At 57.9% G+C, this 23052-nt stretch carries 19 protein-coding genes; 3 read left to right on the top strand and 16 right to left on the bottom strand.

What is annotated here, in order from left to right; translation table 11 throughout:
* Positions 1-95: 95 nt before the first annotated feature.
* A complete protein-coding gene (locus tag NHF56_RS19370; RefSeq protein WP_252807662.1) occupies positions 96-2465 on the bottom strand; it encodes a glycosyltransferase in 2370 nt (789 codons plus the stop codon).
* 149 nt (positions 2466-2614) lie between these two features.
* Here NHF56_RS19370 and NHF56_RS19365 point away from each other — a divergent pair, with 149 nt between their 5' ends.
* Both NHF56_RS19365 and NHF56_RS19360 read left to right on the top strand, forming a co-directional pair.
* Complete coding sequence (locus NHF56_RS19365) at positions 2615-3802, top strand: acetyl-CoA carboxylase biotin carboxylase subunit family protein (RefSeq protein ID WP_252807660.1); 1188 nt, start codon at positions 2615-2617, stop codon at positions 3800-3802.
* Positions 3796-5010 carry a Gfo/Idh/MocA family protein gene (locus NHF56_RS19360; protein WP_252807658.1) on the top strand — a complete coding sequence of 405 codons (1215 nt, stop codon included), beginning with the start codon at positions 3796-3798 and terminating at the stop codon, positions 5008-5010. Before NHF56_RS19365 ends, NHF56_RS19360 begins: the two co-directional genes overlap by 7 nt.
* Before the next feature lie 8 nt (positions 5011-5018).
* On the opposite strand, the gene NHF56_RS19355 is transcribed toward NHF56_RS19360, so the two are convergent.
* The 13 genes from NHF56_RS19355 to NHF56_RS19295 all read right to left on the bottom strand — a co-directional run bounded on the left by NHF56_RS19355 (position 5019) and on the right by NHF56_RS19295 (position 18752).
* Positions 5019-5909 (bottom strand): glycosyltransferase family 2 protein, encoded by an 891-nt coding sequence (locus NHF56_RS19355; RefSeq protein WP_252807655.1) that lies wholly within the window; start codon positions 5907-5909, stop codon positions 5019-5021.
* Between the two features lie 37 nt (positions 5910-5946).
* Entirely contained in the window at positions 5947-7068 is a 1122-nt protein-coding gene (locus tag NHF56_RS19350; RefSeq protein WP_252807653.1) for a DegT/DnrJ/EryC1/StrS aminotransferase family protein, read from the bottom strand.
* 214 nt (positions 7069-7282) lie between these two features.
* Positions 7283-8665 (bottom strand): aspartate aminotransferase family protein, encoded by a 1383-nt coding sequence (locus NHF56_RS19345; protein ID WP_252807651.1) that lies wholly within the window; start codon positions 8663-8665, stop codon positions 7283-7285.
* Positions 8666-8832: 167 nt separating this feature from the next.
* The gene (locus NHF56_RS19340) at positions 8833-9744 is read right to left on the bottom strand and encodes an ABC transporter permease (RefSeq protein ID WP_252807648.1); all 912 of its coding nucleotides are present in this window, start codon (positions 9742-9744) and stop codon (positions 8833-8835) included.
* Positions 9741-10823 carry an ABC transporter permease gene (locus NHF56_RS19335; RefSeq protein ID WP_252807647.1) on the bottom strand — a complete coding sequence of 361 codons (1083 nt, stop codon included), beginning with the start codon at positions 10821-10823 and terminating at the stop codon, positions 9741-9743. Before NHF56_RS19335 ends, NHF56_RS19340 begins: the two co-directional genes overlap by 4 nt.
* Positions 10820-12343, bottom strand: coding sequence for an ABC transporter ATP-binding protein (locus tag NHF56_RS19330; protein ID WP_252807645.1), 1524 nt, complete (start codon positions 12341-12343; stop codon positions 10820-10822). Before NHF56_RS19330 ends, NHF56_RS19335 begins: the two co-directional genes overlap by 4 nt.
* Positions 12344-12353: 10 nt before the next feature.
* The gene (locus NHF56_RS19325) at positions 12354-13454 is read right to left on the bottom strand and encodes a BMP family ABC transporter substrate-binding protein (RefSeq protein WP_252807643.1); all 1101 of its coding nucleotides are present in this window, start codon (positions 13452-13454) and stop codon (positions 12354-12356) included.
* A gap of 20 nt (positions 13455-13474) precedes the next feature.
* Positions 13475-14857 (bottom strand): amidohydrolase, encoded by a 1383-nt coding sequence (locus tag NHF56_RS19320; RefSeq protein ID WP_252807640.1) that lies wholly within the window; start codon positions 14855-14857, stop codon positions 13475-13477.
* 2 nt (positions 14858-14859) lie between these two features.
* A complete protein-coding gene (locus tag NHF56_RS19315) occupies positions 14860-15513 on the bottom strand; it encodes a glutathione S-transferase family protein (protein WP_252807638.1) in 654 nt (217 codons plus the stop codon).
* Positions 15510-16352: an aromatic ring-hydroxylating dioxygenase subunit alpha gene (locus NHF56_RS19310; RefSeq protein WP_252807636.1), complete on the bottom strand. Its 843-nt coding sequence runs from the start codon at positions 16350-16352 to the stop codon at positions 15510-15512. The genes NHF56_RS19315 and NHF56_RS19310 overlap by 4 nt, the downstream gene beginning before the upstream one ends.
* Positions 16352-17005 carry a Rieske (2Fe-2S) protein gene (locus NHF56_RS19305; RefSeq protein WP_252807635.1) on the bottom strand — a complete coding sequence of 218 codons (654 nt, stop codon included), beginning with the start codon at positions 17003-17005 and terminating at the stop codon, positions 16352-16354. Before NHF56_RS19305 ends, NHF56_RS19310 begins: the two co-directional genes overlap by 1 nt.
* Before the next feature lie 161 nt (positions 17006-17166).
* A complete protein-coding gene (locus NHF56_RS19300) occupies positions 17167-17451 on the bottom strand; it encodes an acylphosphatase (RefSeq protein ID WP_252807633.1) in 285 nt (94 codons plus the stop codon).
* Positions 17452-17456: 5 nt separating this feature from the next.
* On the bottom strand, positions 17457-18752 hold the full coding sequence (locus NHF56_RS19295; protein ID WP_252807631.1) for an amidohydrolase family protein: 1296 nt from the start codon (positions 18750-18752) through the stop codon (positions 17457-17459).
* A gap of 294 nt (positions 18753-19046) precedes the next feature.
* Between NHF56_RS19295 and NHF56_RS19290 the strand changes: the two genes are divergently transcribed.
* A complete protein-coding gene (locus NHF56_RS19290; protein WP_252807629.1) occupies positions 19047-19799 on the top strand; it encodes an SDR family NAD(P)-dependent oxidoreductase in 753 nt (250 codons plus the stop codon).
* Between the two features lie 221 nt (positions 19800-20020).
* On the opposite strand, the gene NHF56_RS19285 is transcribed toward NHF56_RS19290, so the two are convergent.
* Together NHF56_RS19285 and NHF56_RS19280 are read right to left on the bottom strand one after the other, a co-directional pair.
* On the bottom strand, positions 20021-21403 hold the full coding sequence (locus tag NHF56_RS19285; protein ID WP_252807627.1) for an aspartate aminotransferase family protein: 1383 nt from the start codon (positions 21401-21403) through the stop codon (positions 20021-20023).
* A gap of 111 nt (positions 21404-21514) precedes the next feature.
* Positions 21515-23023 carry a PLP-dependent aminotransferase family protein gene (locus NHF56_RS19280; RefSeq protein ID WP_252807625.1) on the bottom strand — a complete coding sequence of 503 codons (1509 nt, stop codon included), beginning with the start codon at positions 23021-23023 and terminating at the stop codon, positions 21515-21517.
* Between the last annotated feature and the right edge of the window lie 29 nt (positions 23024-23052).

Raw genomic sequence — 23052 nt, 5'->3', positions numbered from 1 at the left:
GGCTTCAACCGGGCCACAAGGCCCGCTTTTCAACCATTTCCTCGCATATTTTTGTCATTTTACCGCCAAAACAGCCTCATTTATGGGTCCGTGACCTAGAGGATCAGTCTGCGCACCAGGCGATTCGCGGGGAGGCCCAAAGCCAGAAACTGGTCCAGAATTTGCGGTGCGCTCTGGACGGCGCCAATGATCACCGGCAGTTCGTCATCAAGCAGAGCCTCGGGCGCGCGAACCTCCACGCCGTCGACTGTCGTCCCGATCCAATTTTCCCGCGGATCTACGTAGTAGGCAATTTTGGCTGTTTTGAAGAAGTTTGATCTCTTGCGCAGCAATTGCGCCTGCCCGCCCACACCCCAGACGACAACGCCGTTCTCCGGCGTAGGCTCCAGCGCCTCATTAAGGGCTTCGTTACCCAGCAGCTGCCGTAGCGAATTGAGTTTCTGGGCTGTCACCTGAGAAAGCCTCTGCCAGACAAGATCGTCGAGGAAAATATGACGAACACCGAGCTTTCTGAGGCCGTCATGAAGATGAACAATGGCGGCAAGTTGCTCGGTCGTAACTTCATCGGACTTGAAATCGCAACTGATCTGGAAATTGCAATCCTCCAGCCCATTTGCCTTCATCAGCGCAACAAACTGGTCAAGCTCTTCGAATGACGCGTTTTCGGGAAGCAGGATGTATTTGAGCACGATGTTTCGTGCGCCTTTTTCCGCATATCGCCTGATATTGGCCATAACGCGGTCGAAATGCTTGTACTTGCGGATCGCATCGAAGTTTCTAGCATTGCCTGCGTCGATGCTGGTAACCATCATCGCACGATCTTCCGACAGCAGGTCGGCGAGCGTCTCAGTGAAAAGCGTGGCATTGGATATAACACGTTGCTTGATATTGCTGATGCCGTCGGCAAGCTTTTTCACCTGCTCGGGAAACGCTTGATCGACAGTCGGCTCACCACCACCCCAAACAATATATTCCATATTTTCCAGAGCTTTGCCTTCCTTCAATGTGTCGATAAAGGCTCCTGCGTCATAGGCCGGCTTCTGTCCGCCATAGTAGGTTTCGCTGCAATAGGTGCAGCGCATGTTGCATAGTGAGTGGTGCTCGAAGGAAAGATACTTGACGCCTTGGTCGAGTGGCTTGCCCCAGTCTTCAAACTTCAAAAAAGGACAGCCGCGGCATTCATCGCTGTTGTCACGGTTGATCTCGAGATAGAGCGCGTTCTTGGCTTTTCGTATATCGTCGTAGGTGAATTCGAAATCCTTGCCGTCGCCGCCGAAAAGCACCACATCGCCTTTCAGTTCCCCCTCATAAGTGAAGCGTTTGCAGCAGGTTCTGATCTCCCCCGGTCCCAAAAAAACGGAATGATGGAGATCGTAGCAACTCCAGCTCTTCGGCAGAATTGCTGCGATCTTCGCCAGCGTCTCTGCGCTCCCCTCGCCGGTCTCCATGGAGGCGATGAAGCTGTCGAAGATGATCCTGTATTTGGTGCGGAAACTATCCGCAGGGATATCCAGTGGCAGGTGGAAACCAGCCTTCGCAAGGCTGCGCTTCGCATGGGTGTAAAGCGCTTCCAGGATCGTCTCGGTGTTTTCCACCTTGTCGATGCTTGGAGACAACATGGCGGAGAGCCGGGTTGCCGTCACGTTGACGATACCGGTGAGGAACGCAGCCCGCCAGTCGCCCGTGGACGTGCCGGATTGGAGCGACGCACAGATCGCATCAAGCGCGGCGAAGAATCCTTCAATGTGGCGCACGCTGAGGGAATTGACGATCGATCCGCTGGTATTGATTTTGCGGTATATCGGCTGGTCGAGAACGGCGACACCGGTGGCTTTGGCCAGTGCGTTGAACATATAGTCCACGTCTTCGTGAAGCCCGGCGCGAAATGAAAGGCTGTTACGGTTGAGAAAATGACGGCGAAATGCGTGGTGAATGACGGACCTGTCGATCCTGTCCTGCAGATAGTCGATAACGCGGTTGTCACCCGAAACGAGCTGAAGATCGATGCGAATCCGTTCTTTCAGCGTCTCCCCCTGCGGCCCATTCAGACGGGCGTTGAAGGCAATGATATCTGCCTTTGTCTCCGTGGCCATATGAGCGAGCCGGGAAAAGAAATCGGGTTCCACTACATCGTCCGCGTCTACGAAAAGAACCCAGTCCCCCTTGGAATTTTCAACGCCAAGATTGCGGGCAACCCCGGGTCCAACATTCTGCTCCGTGCGGAACACCGTGATCCGCGGATTGCGATCGCTAAGCGTCTTGGCCAGATCCAGCGTCGCATCTGTCGAGCAGTCGTCCACGATGAGAATTTCAAAGCGCTCGTTGCCGTTCGGATTGAGCAGGCTGTCAACACACCGTTCGAGTGTTTTTTCCGCATTGAAAACGGGAATGATCACGCTGAAGGTCGGTGCTGTTGCGATTGTCTTTGAGGTCTCGCCGCAGATTGCGGCGTCAAGAAGTTCCATTTTTTAGGCGCTCGCTTTGACTCTTCTACCTGGAGCTATACGCATTCAGCATTGTGCGAAGCCTACGTTTTGGCTCGCGTAAGCCTCAAGCAAACTTGGTTTCCTAGTCTTTGCAGAAATGGGGAAGCCGAATTGCGGAATTTGCCGAAATGACCAGAAAAGCGCTCGTTGTGGGCAGCAATTTCAGTGCTATCCCTATTGTTTTTGCTTTAAAAAAGCGAGGCTTTAACATCACCGTTTGCGGCAACCGTTTAGACGAGCCGTGCCATGATCATGCCGATTCTTCCGTCGATCTCGATTACAGCGACGAAGAAGCCCTTCTAAGGGAGATGGAATCAGGCAGATATGATCTGCTGGTGCCAACGGGGAATGACGTCTCTTTCCGCTCCTGCGCTTATGTTGCCGAAAGGCTTGGACTGCCCGGATGGGATTCGGTGGAGGTTACACGGATTCTGCACGAGAAGGCTGCATTCCGGCGTTTCATGCGGGAAAATGAATTGCCGGGACCGCGCTCAAAGGCATTTGGTCCGAACGATTCGATTTTAGTCGGCGAGTTTGCCTATCCCCTGCTGGTGAAGCCGACGGACAGCTATAGCGGGCGCGGCGTTGTCACGGTCCGTGATGCGGCGCAACTGCCAGCGGCTGTGGCTGAAGCGCGTAAACATGCCAGAAATGGTGAAATCGTTGTCGAGGAGTTCATTGAGGGGCAACTCTCAAGTCACTCCGCCTTTGTGCGCGACGGCAAGATTATCTACGACGTCTTCGCCGATGAATATTGCACGGTTTATCCCTATCAGGTGGATTGTTCGCATCACCCCTCTGCACTGACTGAGAGAGCACGCGGAGCGATGCGCGCTGCCATGGGGCGGATCGTTTCCTTGCTTGCCCTGAATGACGGTCTTCTGCACACGCAGTTTATCTGGCGCGGCGACGACGTCTGGATTATCGAACCCATGCGGCGCAGCCCAGGCGACCTCTATGGGCACATGATCGATCTGTCTTTGGGTATTGGCTATTCAGACCTTGTCGTAGCGCTTCTGCTTGGTGAGGCGATCGAAATCAAGCCGCGTTTCGATCCGCCGCGGCTGGTCGGGCGTCACACGGTTTCGACCAAGAGCGGCAAAATTACGCCTCTCAGCTTTACAGCCGAAATTCCCGGCGCAGTGGCTCAGATTGCGCCACTGAGGGTGACGGGCAAACTCTTGAGCCCTGCACCGTATGACAAACTGGCAATTCTTTTTGCCCGCTTCGAAGACTTTGAGCAAATGCGAGATGTTGTTCCCGATTTTGCCTCATATATCCGTCTCCAGACGATGGAAGGAGAATTCGCATGGTAGATTTTCGATCAAACGGGGTGCGCAAGCTGAAACTTGCTGTTCTGGGCGGCGGTATCAATTCTGCTGTCGGTATGGCGCACAAACACGCAATCGAACTCACCCAGCGTTACGAGGTCGTTGCTGGTTGTTTCAGCCGCCATGACGATGTGAATGGGCAGACCGCGGCGCTATACGGCATTGAAGAGCATCGCACCTACAAAGACCTGGTGACGATGCTCGCCGCAGAAAAGAGCGAGGTGGACGTGCTTCTGATCCTCACTCCGACGCGGCAGCATACCGAACAGGTGGTGAAGGCTTTCGAGGCGGGCATACCGGTCATTTGCGAAAAAGCGCTTGCCGGCAGCATTCAGGAGGTGCACGACATCTGGCGGGCGGGTTCGGATAAGAGCTTTCTGGCGGTCACGTTCAACTATACGGGCTACCCCATGGTGCGCGAAGCCCGCGACATGGTGCAGCGCGGGCTTCTCGGCGAACTTCAGCAGATCCATATCGAGATGCCGCAGGAAGGTTTTCTCAAGCTTGGTCGCAATGGCCAGCCGATCCGTCCGCAGGATTGGCGTCTAGTAGATGGCCCCATATCCACCGTTTCGCTTGATCTGGGTGTGCATGTCCATTCACTTCTGAAGTTCCTGACCGGGCGCACCCCAATTGATGTCTGCGCCTCGGGCCAAAGCTTCGGCAATTTCCCCGGCCTGACTGACAACATCACAGCCATGGTGAATTGCGACGGCGGATTTTCCTGTAACATGTGGTACGGAAAAGTGGCGCTTGGTGCCTGCAACGGGCTGGGATTTCGTCTTTACGGTTCGAATGGTTCGCTTGAATGGCTGCAGGAGTTTCCCGAAAATCTCAAATATGCGGACCGTCTCGGACACCGCATCAATATCGACCGATCCAGCCCTGATCTCAATATCGCCAACCAGAAGCGCTATGAGCGTTTCAAGGCCGGCCACCCCGCAGGCTTTATAGAGGCTTTTGCCAACTATTACGAAGACATTGCAGATGCGCTGATCGCCAGGCTCGATGGCGCGGTGCATGTCAATGCAGATTACGTTCTCGGTTTGCCGGCATCCCTTGAGGGGCTTGAGCTTCTGGATGCAGTTGAACGTTCGCGGAAGAACAGGAGCTGGATCAGCCTGCGACCTGCGGCCGTCTCCAGAGACAAGAGCCAGGATGGGGCGACAGATTTGGCGACCGTCTCGGCCTGAAGCTCCAACTACATCGCCGGCAGAAGTGCGAGGCGCTTTTGAAGCGTATCGATGCGTGGGTTCAACTCGGGAAAGGCATTTCGCCAATACTCATACGTGCTGATCAACCTTTTCAGTGATTGCCCGAGATCCTGCGGCAGGAGATAACCTTCGGCAAAGGCCATTTCCATGATGTTTTCATAGAAGGTGATCGCGTAAATGAAAATTGGATTTGTCTGGTGGTTCGACTGCGAGCCGCCATGCTGGCGGAAGTAAGATAACGGATGGGGGCAGCCCACAAATGCGCCTCGCTTGGCAATGTCGATCCAGCCCGACAGGTCAAGCAGCCCACGAAAAACACCATCGATAGGACGAAAGAGCCGAAACACGCCATCATCGTCGAAGCAATCTTCACGATAGAGCAGGGTGGTGGAATATTCACCGATCAGATTGGCGTGATTGATGGCTGTCAGACGAATGAAATGGTTTCCCTCGATCAGCTTGTTTTCATTGGCGATCTGGAAATGATTGATCAATCCCATTACTCGATTGTTTTCATCAATCGAGTAGCGGGGCGAAAATGCAAGCTTGGTCCCCTTGCTGGCGGTCTGCTCCAAGGCTTCCAGCAAAAACTGGACGCAGAATGGTGTCAGAACATCGTCGTCAAAAAGAAACTTGATAAACTCGCCGTTCGCCAGACCGGCCAGGCGGATGACGTTTGTTGACTCACCGGGATCGGGATTGCGGCTGTAGGAAACAAAGCCGCTATACCGGTCGCAAATCTTTTCAATCGCATCCGTCGGGCAGTCGTCCGAGACGATGATTTCGGTGTCGGGATAGCTCTGCGCGATAGCGCTCTTGAGTGTGGTTTCGAAGAATTCCGGCTTGTAGGCCGGAATGCAGATGGAAACGCGGGGCATGTTTTCTCCGTCGTTGATAGACCGCTGATCTGCAAGCCTAAGCGGCGGTGGAACCACGTGCGATAATGTCGGTTATCGTCGAAATCGTGGTGGTTTCCAGATCGGGATAGATCGGCAGGCAAAGCACTTCCGAAGCGGCTTTGAGGGCCACCTGAAGGTTGTCTTCGCGTGCCGAAGGCAGGTTGCGATACATCGGGAAGGATGACACGAGTGGATGGAAGTAACGGCGCGCGTGAATGCCGTTTTCACTCAAGAGTTCGTAGAGCGCATCGCGGTCGATGCCGTATTCCGGTCCAACCAGGATCGGGAAATAGGAATAGTTGTGTCGACCTTCGCCGTCGCCGGTGATGCAGGAGATGCCTGGAATGCCAGCCAGTTTTTCGCGGTAAAGCGCGTCAACGGTCTGGCGGGCCTCAATCATGCTGTCGATATATTTGAGCTGCAGCAGGCCAAGTGCTGCGCTGAATTCATTCATCTTGCCGTTGATGCCGTGGGTGACCACGGTGGTCTCATCCACAAAACCGAAATTCTTCAGCCGGTCGATGCGCGTTTTAGTCTTGATATCCTTGCAGACAATTGCTCCGCCCTCAAACGTGTTGAACACCTTTGTGGCATGCAGGCTGAGGATTGAGAGGTCGCCATAATTCAACACGCTGCCTTTGGGCGTGTTCACACCGAAGGCGTGGGCTGCGTCATAGATCACGTTGAGGTTATAATCGTCGGCAATCTTCTGGATCGCCTCAACATCACAGGGTTGACCGTAACAATGAACCGGCAGGATGGCCGTGGTTTCAGGCGTGATGGCCGCCTCGATTGCCTTGGGCGAAAGGTTCAGCGTTTGCGGATCGACATCGGCAAAAACCGGCTTCAACCCGTTCCAAAGCAGAGCATTCGATGTGGCGACGAAGGTGTAGGGCGTGGTGATGACTTCGCCGGTGACGCGCAATGCCTGCAGCGCGGTCATGAGCGCCAGCGTACCGTTGGAAAAGAGGCTGACATAAGGAACGCCGAGATGGGCGGCCAGTTCTTCCTCGAATTGCTGATGGAAGGGGCCACCATTGGTGAGGATGCGGTTTTCCCAGATTTTTTCGAGCGATGGAATGAATTCCTCAAGCGGCGGCAGCTTCGGCTTGGTCACATAAATGCGGTTGTCTTTCATCGCGCCACTCGCTTGTGAGTCTGGTTCGTCCGGGGCCTTTGCGGGCGCTAACAGACTCAGAACCATACACATTTCGACTATCTTGAAAGATGAAACTATCGAAGCGAGCTTTTGCGGGGCTTGCGCGCAAAGATGCCAAGAGGCGCGCAAAAAAAAAGACGGCCAGCTTTTCCGCCAGCCGTCCTTCCTGTCTCTTCCTCAGGCTGGCAGGGTCTCAGCTCAGCCCTTCGGCTTTCACCGCAGGCGTCAGCCTTTCAAGTGCATTGCCCATCCGGCGCATGATTTCGTCGACATCGCTTTCCGTCACGATCAGCGGCGGGCAAAGCGCCAGCGTGTCGCCGATGGAGCGGAAGATCAGGCCCTCTTCATGGCCGATCTTGTTGGCAATCGCACCGGCAGCGCCGGGCTTGTCGAAGAGCTTTTTCGTCGGCTTGTCGGCCACCAGTTCCAGCGCGCCGATCAGACCGGTGCCACGGGCTTCGCCCACCAGCGGATGGTCGGCAAAGGAGCGCAGACCGGCCTGGAACTTGGCTTCCAGCCGGGCCGCGTTGCCGATCAGGTCGCGCTCCTCAATGATTGCCAGATTTTCCAGCGCAACTGCCGTTGCCACCGGATGGCCGGATGCCGTGAAGCCATGACCGAAATTGCCGATCTTGGCCGTATTGTCGGCAATGGCCTGATAAATTGCATCGGAGAAGATGACGGCAGCAAGCGGCATGTAGGACGACGTGATCTGCTTCGAGGTCGTCATGATGTCCGGCGTGAAATTGTATTTCTGCGCACCGAATGGCGTGCCGAGACGCCCGAAGCCGCAAATGACCTCATCGGCCACAATGAGAATGTCATTGGCGCGGCAGATTTTTTCAACACCTTCCCAATAGCCAGCAGGCGGCGGCAGCACGCCACCGGCGGCAATCAGCGGCTCGCCGATAAAGGCAGCAATCGTGTCGGCCCCTTCTTCGGCAATCACGGCTTCCAGTTCGGCCAGAAGGCGTGCGGTGAAGGCGCTCTCATCCTCGCCCTCTTCACCGAAGCGGTAAAAATGCGGGCAGGTAAGGTGGCGAACCGGAATGGCCGGCAGGTCGAAATCGCGGTGGTTGATCGGCAGGCCGGTGAGCGATCCGGAGGCGACCGTAATCCCGTGATAGCCCTTGATACGCGAGAGAAATTTCTTCTTTTTCGGACGCCCGAGCGCATTGTTCATGAACCACACCATCTTCACGATCGTGTCGTTGGCCTCCGAGCCGGACGAGGTGAAGAAGACGCGCGAGAGGTTGTCCGGGGTCATCTCCACCAGCTTATCGGCAAGGCGGATGGAGGGTTCATGCGATTTGGACGAGAATGTGTGGTAATAGGGCAGCTGCAGCATCTGCTTGTAGGCGGCGTCTGCCAGACGTTTCTCAGAAAAGCCGAGGGCCACGGACCAAAGCCCGGCCAGACCTTCGATATATTCCTTGCCGCTTTCGTCGTAGACGTGAATGCCCTCACCGCGGGCAATCACCACCGGGCCGTCCGCTTCATGCAGGCGCATGTTCGTGTAGGGGTGCATGACAGTGGCTATATCGGTGGCGGCAAGCGAATTCGAAAGCGTGGACATCGGAGGTCTCTTTTCTAGAATGGCGGGTAGGCGTCATTCGCCACGCTGTCTTCGTATGTTTCAAAGGCGTTCGTTGACGAATGATCCGCTCAGCACGATGCAGGTTTTACCGTTTAGTTCAAGAGCCAATCGGTTGGCTCCAGCAGCGATTGCCGCATCGATGGGTTTCAGCGCTCGAACGGCTCTCCCAGTGAGGCAATGCCGTTCAGCTTCAAAAGCCGTTTGTTGGAGGAGATAATGCCGAGGACCACAATGGTCACAATATAGGGCAGGCTGGAAAGAAGCTGAGAGGGAATGGCAAGCCCGCTTGTCTGCGCTGTCAGCCCGATCAGCGAAACAGCACCAAACAGGCAGGCACCGAGAAAGATGCGGCCGGTGAGCCATGTGCCGAAGACAACGAGCGCAATGGCGATCCAGCCGCGGCCGGCGATCATGCCATCAGCCCAGAGCGGGGTGTAGACCACGGACGCATAGGCACCGGCAAAGCCGGCCATGAGACCACCAAAGGCCACAGCCCCGACGCGAATGGCGATGACGGGATAGCCGATGGCGCGCGCAGCCTTCGGGTTCTCACCAACAGCGCGCAACACAAGGCCGACCTTTGAGCGCGCAAAGGCAATACCGATGACAAGCGTGACGATGAGCGACAGCCAGACCACGATATCCTGCGTGAACAATCCGCCGATCACGGGAAGATCGGAAAGGCCGGGAATGGACATCTTCGGCAGGCTTTTCACCGTCATCGCCTCATAGGATTTGCCGAAGAGGGCGGAAAGGCCCTGGCCGAATATGCCGATGGCAAGCCCTGTTGCCACCTGGTTGGCGCGAAACCCAAGCGCCACAAAGGCAAAGACCAGCGAGAGCGCCGTTGCGGCGAGCCCGGCGGCGAGGAAGGCCAGAAAATGCCCGCCGCCATTGTGCACGATGATGAAGGCGAGCGCAGCACCAAGCGCCATCATGCCCTCGACACCGAGGTTCATGACGCCCGAGCGTTCTGCCACCAGTTCGCCAAGGGCGGCCAGCAGAAAGGGGGTGGCGGCGGCCAGCATGCTGGCCAGGATGAACTCAACGGCGCTCATGCCCGCGCTCCCTTCGGTGTTGTCGGCCACTCGATGCGGTAGCGCACGAAGGCTACAGCGATGAGGTATGACAGAAGCAGGCTGCCCTGGAAGACGCGCACGGCTGCAATCGGCAGGCTGGCGGAGACCATGGCATTGTCGCCGCCGATATAGAGAATTGCCATGAAGAAGGATGACAGGATGATGCCGATCGGGTGAAGCCCGCCGAGATAGGCAACGATGATGGCCGCATAGCCGTAGCCGGTGGAAATGGAGCGTTGCAGCTGGCCAAGCGGACCGGCCACTTCTGCGGCCCCTGCAAGACCGGCCGCAAAACCGCCAATCAGCAGCGAGAGCCAGATCGCGCCGCTTTCGGAAAAGCCTGCATAGCGGGCCGCCCCCGGTGCAAGACCGCCGACCTGGAGTTTATAGCCCGCAAAACTCTTCTGCATGAAGGCCCATGCGAGGATCGACAGGAAAAGCGTGATCAGAAGCGAAACGTTGACGCGGGTTCCAGGTATCAGCGTCGGCACGAGCGCATCCATCTGGAACATGACCGATTGCGGGAAGTTGAAGCCCATCGGGTCTTTCCAGGGGCCGAGCAGCAGGTAGTTCAGCACCTGTTCTGCCACCAGCGCCAGCATCAGCGAGACGAGGATTTCATTGGCATTGAGCCGCACGCGCCAGAAGGCCGTGATTGAGGCCCAGAAGGCACCGCCAAGCGCACCGAGAAGGAGCATCAGCGGCCAGATCCATGCGCCTTCCGCCTGCGGAAACCAGACCGGGATCGAAGAGGCGCAGACTGCACCCAGAATGAACTGGCCTTCAGCCCCGATATTGAACACCTTGGCGCGATAGCCGATGGCAAGGCCCTGCGCGATCAAAAGCAACGGCCCCATTTTCAACAGCACTTCGGTGAAGGAATACCAGGACAGGATCGGCTCCAGCAGCATGGCGTGGAAGACATCGAGCGGACTTTTGCCCATGAGAATGTAGAGCGCGAAATTGAGCACGATGGCCACGGCAAGCGCGATGACCGGGGCCAGCAGTGTCATTTTCAGCGAGGCGCGCTCGCGGCGGATCAGGTGCGGCATCATCATGCGCGGGCAGCCTCCGCGTCCGTTTCGGCACCAATCATGTAGCGGCCCACCTCTTCGAGCTTTGTCTGGCGCGTCACCAGCGGTTTGCTCAGCCTGCCGTGATGCAGAACCTGAATGTAGTCGCAGATGTCGAACAGCTCTTCGATCTCTTCGGAGATCACGAGAATGGCCATGCCCGCATTGCGAAGCGCCACCAGCCGCCGGCGAATGGCGGTGGCCGCGCCAATGTCCACACCCCAGGTGGGCTGGGCGACGAAGAGCAGTTTCGGCGCCAGCATGATTTCGCGGCCGACAATGAATTTCTGCAGGTTGCCGCCGGAAAGCGCGCCGGCCTCGGCCTCTGTGCCGGGCGTTCGCACGTCAAAATCGCGGATGCATTCCTCTGCAAAGGCTTGTGCCTTTTCCTGACTGATGAAGCCGTTTTTCAACAGGCCGAGCGGGTGGGCGGTCAAAAGACCGTTCATGGTCAGCGACATTTCCGGCACTGCGCCACGGCCCAGGCGGTCTTCCGGCACAAAGGCCATGCCGAGCCTGCGGCGCTGCGCCGGGGTGAAGTCACCCGCAGGTTTGCCCATGATAAAGAGTTCGTCGCTGACGAGGTTGGGCAAACGGATTTCGCCGGAAATGATCTGCGCAAGCTCGCTTTGTCCATTGCCGGAAATGCCCGCAATGCCGAGAATTTCGCCGCCGCGCACAGAAAGTGTGATATCGGAAAGCGCAACGGCGAAAGGATCATCGGGCGCATAGTTGAGGCCGATCAGTTCCAGCCGCTTCTCGCCCTTTTCCACCTCCACCACCGGCGCGGGCTCGGGCATGTCACGCCCGATCATCATCTGCGCCAGATCATGTGCATCGTGTTCGCGCGGATCGACATTGCCGGTCACTTCGCCCGCCCGCAGGATGGTTGCGTGGTCGCAAATCGCCCGGATTTCTTCGAGCTTGTGGGAAATGAACAGAATCGACACGCCGCCATCGCGCAGGCGTCTCAGTGTTTCAAACAGGCGCTCGACAGCCTGCGGCGGCAGAACCGATGTCGGCTCATCCAGGATGAGCAATTTGGGATTGGTCATCAGGCAACGCACGATCTCCACACGCTGCCGCTCGCCCACAGAAAGCGCATGCACATGGGCAAAAGGGTCGATCTCAAGGCCGAAATCTTCCCCGAGGGTGCGAATGCGCGTCACCAGGTCGGCTTTCTTGCCGGGGACAACGAGCGCGATGTTTTCAACAACGGTCAGGGTCTCAAACAGCGAGAAATGCTGAAATACCATGCCGATGCCGTGGCGTCTCGCCTCTGCGGGAGAGGCGAGACGAATGGGTTTCCCCTGCCAGTGGATCTCGCCCTCATCCGGGGTTTCCACGCCATAGATCAGCTTCATGAGCGTGGATTTGCCGGCGCCGTTCTCGCCCAGAATGGCGTGAATGGAACGCGGGGCGACAGCCAGGTCAATGCCGCGATTGGCGCGCACCGGGCCGTAGCTTTTCGAGATGCCTTTCAGGCTGAGGAGTGTTTCGCTCATCGAAGGGCGATCACTTCGGCAGAGGCGTGGAGACACCCTTGACGTGCCAATCCATCGCAACGATCTCGGCGTCCGTTAGGGTTGTGCCTTCGGCAACGCCGACGCTGCCGTCCTGCTTTGTGATCGGGCCGCTAAACGGCGAGAAGCTGCCGTCTGCGATCTTGGCTTCCACATCCTTGATCTTGGTCATCATGTCGGCGGGAACGTCGGGGTTCCAGTCAACGACCTCAACAACCTTGTCTTCGACGCCGAGGAAGGCGTTTGCGCCCGTGAACGTGCCTGCCATATGGGCCTCGACCTGCGCCTTGAAATAGGGCGACCAGTCAGTCAGCACGCAGCCGAGATAGGTCTTCTCGGCATATTTTTTCATCGAGGAGTTGAGGTTGAAAGCATAGACGCCGGCATCTTCGCAAGCTGAAATCACAGAAGGCGTGTCCTGCGCATTGGAGAAGATCACGTCGCAATCCTGAGACATCAGTGCCTTGGCGGCATCCTGCTCCTTGGCCGGATCGAACCAGCTGTTGACCCAGATGACGGAGACATCGATATCCGGGTTGACAGTCTGCGCACCGAGCGTGAAGGCGTTGATCGACGTGATGAGCTCAGGGATTGCAAAAGCCGAAACCGAGCCGATTTTGCCGGTCTTGGAAAGGGCGGCTGCTGCCATGCCCATCAGATAGGTGCCCTGGAAATATTTCGCCGCGAAGGGCGAGAAGTTCGGCGCGACCATGTAGCCGGACGCGTGGAGAACGGAAATGTCGGGCATGCGCTTGGCAAGCTGGATGGCGCCGTTCTGATAACCGAAGGAACCGGCAACCAGGAACTTGTTTCCGTCGGCGACTGTCTTGTTCATGATGCGGTCGGCATCGGGGCCTTCTGCGATGTTTTCAAGGATCGTGACCTTCACCTTGTCGCCATAGGCGGCCTTGATCGGCTCAAGCCCATCGGCCAGCGCCCGGCCCCAGCCCACATCGCCAATCGGTGAAGGCACGACAAGCGCAATGCCCAACGGTTCTTCAGCGGCAAATGCAGCGCGACCGCCAAAAGCGGCGGCAACACCGGCTGCGGCCGTTGTCTTCATCAATGTTCTGCGTGTCAGTTTCGTGTTCATGTTGGTTCCCCTTCTGGTGGTTATGCGAGTGTGATTGTTGATAGTGCAGCTTCGGCCTCGGCCATCATTCTGGCTTCGTCGAGGCCCGGAAATTCGCCGTCTTCCCAGACGATGCGTCCGTTGACCATCGTCATATCGGTGGCCATGCCGATGCCGACCTTGGCAAGAAGGCTCAATGGGTCATGACGGGTGCCGACATAGTCCATCCGGCGCGTATCGATGGCAAAAAGATCAGCCGCCATGCCGGGCGCGAGCCTGCCGATATCCTTGCGGCCCAAGAGGCTTGCGCCCTCGACCGTTGCGTAACGCAGGAAATCAGCGGGTGGCGGCACGGGATGTTGACGCGTGGAAGCGACTAGGCATTGCAGCATGTAGCCGGAATGGATGCAGTGCATGAGGTTGGAATTGTCGTTGGATGCCGCCCCATCGCAACCGAGACCAACCCGCACGCCGAGTGCGGCCATGGCCGGGATGTCGGTCACTTCCGCGCCGACGAGATAGACGGGCTCGGGGCAGTGGGAAACGCCGGTGCCGCTGGCGGCCATCTTGGCAAGCTCTGCATGCGTCAGCTCCCAGCAATGGGCATAGAAGGTGTCCGGACCGGCAAAGCCCATCTCTTCCAGATAGTCCACCGTGCGCATGCCGTGGCGCGCTTCAATGACCGGGCTTTCGCCTTCGCCAACATGCGTGTGCAGGAACACATGCTTGTCGCGCGCAAGGCGAACCGACTCCACGAATGTCTCGCGATAGGCATTGACCGGCTGGCAGGGCGAGACCACCACCTGACGCATGCTGAAGGGCGCATCGTCGTGATAGGCATCAATCACGCGGGCGCAATCGTTGATAAATTCATCGGTCGTCTCCAACATCTCGTCTGGAATGGTGGAGCCTTCGGATTTCGGCAGCGAATTGCCGCCGCGACCGGCGTGGAACCGAATGCCGAGCTTTTCAGCGGCCTCGAATTGCCGGTCGACAATGCGTTTGCCCGCATGGCGGGGATAGCAATATTGATGGTCGAAAGCCGTCGTGCAGCCGTGCTTGATCAGTTCGGCCATGGCCGTCAGAGAGGAATGGTAGAAGCAATCCTCGGTGAGGCGCGAGAAGATCGGGTAAATGCGATCCAGCCACTCGATGACTGAAAGTTTCGTCCAGTCCAGATCGGCGCGGTTGCGCACGAAGGTCTGGAAAAAATGATGGTGCGTGTTCACAAGGCCGGGATAGACGAACCAGCCGGTGGCGTCGCGGACGGTCGTCCCTTCGGGCTGGGGTGCGGCGCTGAGGTTCTGGCCGATCGCCTTGATGGCAGGGCCGTCGGTGAGAATATCTGCATCGCGATGAACGGTCTGGCCGGTGCCGTCGTCAACGATAATGGCTGCGCAGTTCTTGAACAGGTATCCGGCCATTGTCAGGCAGTCTCCTTGGCAGGCTCGGGTTTCAATTCGTGGAGGCGGTGAATGCCGGGCATTTCGATGAAGCCGTCAAGCGCGCGCACGGCACGCAGCCACAGCCGGATGGACGGGTAGGGGTCGAGTGCTATGCTGCCGTCGGGCGCGAGCGCGACATAGGGGAAGCAGGCAATATCGGCCACTGTCGGCTTGCTTCCCGTGAGGAATATGTCGCCCTTCATGCGCTGCACTGCAAGCGCTGCCTCAAGCTCGCGAAGCGCCTTCACGCCGGAGGCCTGCAGCGCGGCGAGGTCGCCCGGTCGCAGCAGCATTTCCACCAGGCGCGCGCCGCCGAGCGATGCGGTGAGCCGGTGCGAGAAGGACAACCATTGCTGGATTTGGGCGCTTTCAGCCGGGTCGCCACTGCCCAGCCATTCGGGTGCGGCCTTGGCCGCAATGTAAACCAGCATGGCGGACGATTCCGTCAACACCAGCTCACCATCTTCCAGAATGGGGATGGAACCTGCGGGATTAAGCGCCAGAAGTGCCGGGCTCAAATGTTCGCCGCCGGGATGAAAATCGACTGGGCGGAGGGTGAGTTGTGTGCCAGTCAGGGCGGCAAGCAGGCGCACCTTGTAGCAACTGGGTGAGAGTATGTAGTCGTAGAGTTTCATTGGGCCACCAGTTGCGCGCCATATGTATAGTTGTGCCGCTTCAGCCAGCGCCGATAGGCAACGGAGGTCATGTCTGCACGGGTCGGGATTTCCATGCCCGGATCAAGCGGCAGACGGCGCGGGATCTGGTTTTCCAGGATCGAGCGGTCCTGCAGGAAGATCATCTGCTGGAAATGGATGAGGTCGGTCATGTCCGCCTCATCATCGTAAAGCGCCATCCACGGCCATACGTCGCACAGCTCCTCGGTCAGCGGTTGCACGAAAAGCGTGATGACATCCCATTCGCCTGGACGCGGCGGGCAGGTCTTGTAAAGCACAGAGCAGGTGGGGGCGGGCACGCGGTACATGTAATCCGTCGTAATGCCGCCAGCCGCTGACTTGGCCGCCTGCGGCTGAAAGAACTTCACCTTGGTTGCCCAGACCTCGTCTTCCTTCTCGCGGATTTCCACATCGTATTTTTCGACTTCCGTATGTGGTTCGGCACCCAGAATGTCGGTGTGCACGAAGGGGAAATGGGCAATGTCGAGGAAGTTCTCGACAGCCCTCAGCGGCGAGCAGCGCACACGCACTACACCGACATCCACCAGGCGGCGGCCCGGCTCATCAGCCTCGGGAATGTCGAACAGTTCTTTCTTCGGTTCGCCCAGCGACGTCCAGACATGGCCGTAGCGGATGCGCACCGGCAGGCTTCGTCCATCGGCTTCCGTTGCGGCAACTCTCTCTGAGCCGGTGCGGGCCACATGAATGGGATGTCCCATCAGAAGCGTGTCGCGGCCAGCCGCATCCAGTTTCGAAAAGAGAGCGACCGGATACCATTCATCAATCATCGGATCGGACATCAATTCGCTCCTTCCAGGGCGTCGGCGCTTTCTGCGTCGCGGCGCAATTGTTCGCCCGCCTGCGAGATGGCAATGCGCTGCGCCAGAGACGCATTCTTGTCCGCCAGCACGTGGACGATTGTTTCAGCCTCACCTTTGGTGACGGCAAGCAGAAATGCGGTCTCGCCGCCCAATGTGCATCTGATCAATCCGCTGATATCAGCCTTGGCACCGGCAGCCGCTTCCAGCGCGGCGATACTGGCCTGAAAGGTCATCGACCGCAGCGGCCAATAGCCGTCAAACGAAGGTGGCGGCTCATCCTGTGCTTCGTTGACAACCCAGACAATGCCTTCACGTTCAGTGGTGATCTGGTTGCGGGTGTTGATGCTGGCGGGCGGCTGCAGGTCGGGATGGGCTGGAATGCGCAGACACGCGCCATCGCGCCCATAACTCCAGCCGTGGTAGATGCAGGCGAGCGCTTCACCCCGCACAAAGCCATGCGAAAGCCGCATGCCGCGATGGGGACAGCGATCGGAACTGGCAGAGAGTTGCCCGGATTGGCTGCGCCAGAGCGCCACATCGCCAGTCGGCGTCCAGGCCGGGATGACAGTACCAGCCGGTACATCCGCCGACAGCGCTACAGGGGTCCACTTGCACCAGTTATTGGGAAACATGAGACAATCTTCTTAATGCATTCAATTCATCCATGGCCCTGGAAGAGACTCCAAAGACACAAACCTTGGCACGCTTGCACAAAAATTCGACGTTATCAATATAGCCAAAAAATTGTGCAGTAGTATAATTTCGCGTGTCCTTGCGATGCCCTTACCGATCTTCACGTGTGCAGGCCGGAAATGCTGGACCGTGCATTGGAAGAACGCAGGATTTCGTCGACCCAGACATCGATTGGCCCCAGCAGGCAACCCATCTCCATGGCGTCAATCAGCGCTTCTGGCCCTTCGATTTCCATCTCGATGCGATGCGCCTCAATTGTGGAAAACGATGTTTTGAGGCCGAGCTTGCGGGCATGGCGCTCAATCCAGGGAATGAATGTGGACGCGCCGAGATCGCCCAGAATGGCAATGCGCTCTTTGGAGATGATCCGGTCAGCCTCACCCACGCGCGCTACTCCGCCGTCGAGGAGGTGGGGTTGCGACCGAAATCGATTTTTGCCGGACGACCGGGCAGGGAAAGTTCACTTTCCTTCGGCGCCGTGCGGGAAATGACCTTTCCGCCTTTGAGAACGGCGAGCCGGGCGGGTTTCAGGCGGATGGCCTCAAGCACATCTTCGGCCTGCAGGATGACCAGATCGGCATTGCAGCCAACCGTCAGGCCGTAATCTTTCAGACCGAGCGTTTTCGCCGAATTGGTGGTGATCGCTTCAAAGACGCGCTGCTTGTCCTCCACGCCGGAAAGCTGGCCCACATGCACAGCCATATGCGCGACCTCCAGCATGTCACCTGAGCCCATGGAATACCAAGGGTCCATGCAGCAATCCTGACCGAAGGAGACGTTGAGCCCGGCGGCCATCAGCTCGCGCACCCGCGTCATGCCGCGGCGTTTGGGATAGGTGTCGTGCCGACCCTGCAGCATGATATTGATGAGTGGGTTCGGGATGACATTGATTTCAGCCTCCGCCATCAGCGGAATGAGCTTGGAAACATAGTAATTGTCCATCGAATGCATGGATGTGAGATGCGAACCGGCAACACGGCCTTGAAGGCCGAAGCGGATCGTTTCAGCCGCCAGCGTCTCGATATGACGGGACATGGGATCGTCGGTTTCATCGCAATGCATGTCGACCGGCAGGCCGCGCTCTGCAGCAATCCGGCAAAGCGCTTCCACAGAGGCGGCACCATCCTGCATGGTGCGCTCGAAATGGGGAATGCCGCCAACCACATCGACGCCCATGTCCAGCGCGCGCTCCAGCGATTTCACGCCGTCCTTGGCCCGGTAATAGCCATCCTGCGGGAAGGCGACGAGCTGAAGGTCGATATAGGGCGCCACGCGCTCCTTCACCTCCAGCATGGCTTCCACGGTGACAAGTCGCGGGTCGGATGTGTCGACATGGCTGCGGATGAACAGAAGGCCTTGCGACACCGCGTAATCGCAATAGGCCAGCGCGCGTTCAATGAGGGCTTCCTTGGTCAGAAGCGGGCGAAGCTCACCCCAGAGCGCTATGCCTTCGAGAAGCGTGCCGGACACATTCATGCGCGGCAAGCCGAGCGAGAGTGTTGCGTCCATGTGAAAATGCGGATCGATGAAAGCGGGGCTCACCATCCGGTTTGTCGCGTCAATGGTCTCACCGGCCTCAGCGCTTATACCGGCCTCGATTGCCCCGATCTTGCCATTTGCGATGCCGATATCGATGCCTTTTCGGCCATCGGGCAGGTTGGCATTTCGGATGATAAGATCGAACATGAATTTAAACTCTGGAACGCTGGGGATATGACGGCGGACATACTGTGGAATTGACAGCATACGAACTATTGCAATGCGCTCCCATGCAGTCAATCGCCGTACTCGGTTTATTGCCTGTGCAATGCAGACAAAGAGGTGACGACAGTCATGTTTTTGTTTTAAACCAAGTTTGAAACAGAGGCTTTCATGCCGCTTTTTGATTGTGAATTTGAACGTCGACCCCACGCCGACATTGGTTTGCGCATTGCAGATAACCCCGCTTTTTTCGACTTTTGAGAATGAAAGGAATAATTCATGTCCAAAACCGTTTTGATCACCGGCGCAACGGCCGGATTTGGCGCTGCCATTGCGCGCACTTTTGCAGCCGATGGCTGGAAGCTTGCCATTACCGGACGGCGCAAGGAACGGCTTGAAGCGCTGGCAGATGAACTGGGCGGGCCGGAGAAGGTATTCATCATGCCTTTCGACATTCGCGACGAGGCTGCAACGCGGGATGCGCTGGCAAACCTTCCGCCGGAATTTGCCGAGATCGATGTGCTGGTCAACAATGCTGGCCTTGCGCTTGGCACCGGGCCGATTGATGCAAGCGATCTGCAAGATTGGAAGACGATGATCGATACGAACATCACCGGTCTTGTGACTATCACGCGCCTGCTGATCGATACGCTGATCGCGCGCAAGGGCCTGATCGTCAATCTGGCCTCCGTTGCCTCCAACTGGGCCTATCCGGGCAGCAATGTTTACGGTGGCACGAAGGCTTTCGTTCAGCAGTTTTCGCTGGGTCTGCGTTCCGATCTCAGTGCCAGGGGCGTGCGGGTTACCTCCATCGAGCCGGGAATGGCGGAAAGTGAATTCACGCTGGTGCGCACGGGCGGCGACAAGGCTGCCTATGACAAGCTCTATGGCGGCGCCAACCCGCTGCAGCCGGAAGATATTGCCCGCACCATCCACTGGGTCGCCACCCAGCCGCCGCACGTGAATATCAACTCGCTCGAAATCATGCCGGTCAGCCAGTCCTGGGCACCGTTTCAGGTGGCGCGGACGTAGTCTTGCTTTGTTGCCCTCTTTCTCCCCTTGGGGAGAAATGTCGGGCGCAGCGCGACAATGAGGGGTTCCAGCCTGAGGGCGAATGAGAACCCCTCATCCGCCCTACGGGCACCTTCTCCCCAAGGGGAGAAGGGGAAATAGCGCCTCGGGCCGTCTCCAAAAAGAAAGGGCCTGAAGCGGTTGCTTCAGGCCCGGCTCAATTTCAAAATTGCGTTCAGGCTTCAGCCGAAAACCTTCGTCAGCGCGTTGTCGATGGCACCAGTCATTGCGTCGATATCGGCTTCGGTGGCAATCAGTGCGGGGCTGAGGCAGAGCGTGTTGTTGAAGCCTGGAACCGAGCGGTTGGTGGCACCGATGATGACGCCCTGGCCGATGCAGTCTGCGACCACGGCCTGAACCTTCTTCTCGTCAGCCGGCTCCTTCGTCTTGCGGTCGGCAACCAGTTCAGCACCGCAGAAGAGACCGATGCCGCGCACCTCACCGATCACGGCGTGGCGTTCCTGCAATGCGTGCAGGTTGTTCATCAGCCGCTCACCCATGGCAGTGGTGTTTTCAAGCAGGCCTTCGTCTTCAATGATGCGCATGTTTTCAAGCGCAGCCGCCGGGCCGGAGACGCAACCGCCGAAAGTGGAGATATCGCGGAAATAGGATAGCGGATCGGTCGGGTCGTCCTTGAACATTTCAAAAACGCGCTCGGTCGTCGCCGTCACGGAGATGGCGGCATAACCGGAGGCAACACCTTTGGCCATGGTGACGAAATCGGGTTCGACGCCATATTGCTGATAGCCGAACCACTTGCCGGTGCGGCCAACACCGCAAACCACTTCGTCGATATGCAGGAAGATATCGTATTTGCGGCAGATTTCCTGCACGCGTTCCCAATAGCCCTTCGGCGGCGTGATGACGCCACCGCCGGCGGTGACCGGCTCAAGGCAGATTGCGCCGATCGTATCCGCGCCTTCGCGCAGGATAACCTCTTCAATGGCGTCAGCCGCGCGCTGACCGTAATTGTCGATATCGCCCCACTGGCTGCGATATTCCAGGCAGTGCGGAACCGAAACGAAGCCCTCGGGCAACGGTCCATATTGGGCCTTGCGCTCTTCCTGGCCACCGGCGGCGAGAGCGCCGAGCGTGGTGCCATGGTAATCGCGCTCGCGGTAAAGGATCTTGTATTTGCGACCGCCATGGTGGCGCTGCGAAATCTGGCGCACCATCTTGAAGACCTTCTCATTGGCCTCCGAGCCGGAGTTGGAATAATAAACGCGGGTGAGGCCCGGCATTTTCTCAATCAGCTTTTCAGCAAAGAGGGCGCCCGGAATGGAGCCGGAAGCACCAGCATAATAGTTGAGCTTCACCAGCTGCTCGCGCACGGCATCCGCAATGCTTTCACGACCGTAACCCACATTCACGGTCCACACGCCGCCAGACAGGCCATCGAGATATTCGCGGCCGTTCACGTCCCAGAGCTTCAAGCCCTTGCCTTCAACGAAGATGCGCGGGTCGACGGTCTCAAAGGGTTTGTGCTGGGTCAGATGGTGCCAGACGTGGCGTTTGTCGGCCTCTACAACGTGGCCCATATCGTTGGGGTTGGCAGCAATGCCCATGGGGTATCTCCTTCAAGCGATGAGGGACCCCGAATACCACATGAGAGGCGAGCGCAACAGCATCTGTGCAACTGGCACCTTAAAAAGCAAAATCTGGCTCTGCGCTGATCTTCAGCCCATGCAGATGTCGTCCATCACTTCGGCAAGAACACGCAAACCTGCTTCAATGCGGCTTTCGGCGACGGAGGTGAAGCCAAGCCGGAAGAAACGGCGGCCTGCATCTGGGTTGGAAAAGAAGATGGCTCCGGCCTCAACGAGAACACCGCGGGCGCGGGCGGCCTCCGCCAGTTTTCGGCTATCCAGCCCTTCAGGCCCTTCAACCCAGAAACTTGTTGCGCCCGGATCACGCCGCCAGGTGCATTGCGGCAGAATTTGCGGCATCAGCCGGGCAATCAGATCAGCACGCTTTTGCAGCACGACACCGGTTTTCTGAATATGCTGGCGATAATGTCCAAGTGCGATGAAAGCGGCCAGAATGCGCTGGTTGTTGGTGGGTGGATGGCGCAGCAGCAAGCGGCGCAACACACGCAATTCGCTGATCACGCCTTTGGGCGCAACGATATAGCCGACCCTGAGTCCCGGCGCGAGCGCCTTGGAAAAGCTGCCGACATAGATGACGCGGCCCGTTTGATCGAGGCTTTTCAGGCAGGGGATTTCCGACTGCGTGGCCTGCGAAAGATCGGCCTCGTAATCGTCTTCGATCAGGATCTGGTCGTTTCGCTCGGCAGCCTCCAGAAGCATCTTTCGGCGGGCAAGCGGCATGGCTGCCGTTGTCGGGCATTGGTGGCCGACAGTCAAGAATGCCACCCGGCATTTCGAAAGCAGCGCATCGGGCAAGACACCGTCCGCATCCATGTTCAGCCGGTGCACATTGCTGGTGGCCAGCGACACGAGGTTGCGAGTATCGGGATAACAAGGGTCTTCGATGCCGGTCGGCGTATCTGCGCCCACAAGAAGCTGTACGAGAATGGAAAGCGCCTGCTGCGATCCAATCGTGACGATGATTTCCTCGGGTTCGGCAAAGATACCGCGCCGGGGCAGAACCTGGACGCGCAGCTGCTCCACGAGATCGGGATCGTCATCGTCTATGCGGTCACCGAGAAAGCCGTGGATTTCTTGCACGCTGGAGGTGGCGCGCACCGCCTCGCGCCAATTGTTGGCGGGGAAGAATTGCGGATCGAACTGACCGAAGAGAAAGGGGTAGGGGTAGTCCATCCAGTCGCGCGGCTTGTTATTCTGCCGCTGGCGGGAGGGATGAATGGCAAAGTGCTCCTGCCAGTCCTTGGCGGCAGCGTCCCGCGTGCTATTTTCGGTGGCGCTCTGACGGTTGATTTCTGCAACAAAGATGCCGCTGCGTTCACGCGAGATCAGAAACCCCTCGTCGATCAGCATCTGATAGGCCGCAGTCACGGTGTTGCGCGCCACCTGCAGAAGGGTGGAGAGTTTGCGGCTGGAGGGCAGGCGTGTGCCTGCTTTCAAGAAGCCGCTTTCAATAGAATAAACCAAAGTGCGGCGGATCTGGATATTCAGGCCCTGGTCACCACGTTCCAGCTCGGAAAACATGCGTTTCCAAACGATATCGGGGTGCAAATTTGGCTGGCTTGTTTTGAGAACCTTCATTGAGGCGTTCTTACTCCCGCTGGCCCGGC

The sequence above is a fragment of the Rhizobium sp. L1K21 genome (assembly GCF_024055895.1).
Classification (GTDB): domain Bacteria; phylum Pseudomonadota; class Alphaproteobacteria; order Rhizobiales; family Rhizobiaceae; genus Ensifer_A.
Note: the sequence above shows the minus strand (reverse complement) of the source record. Positions and strands in the feature narration are given on the sequence as shown.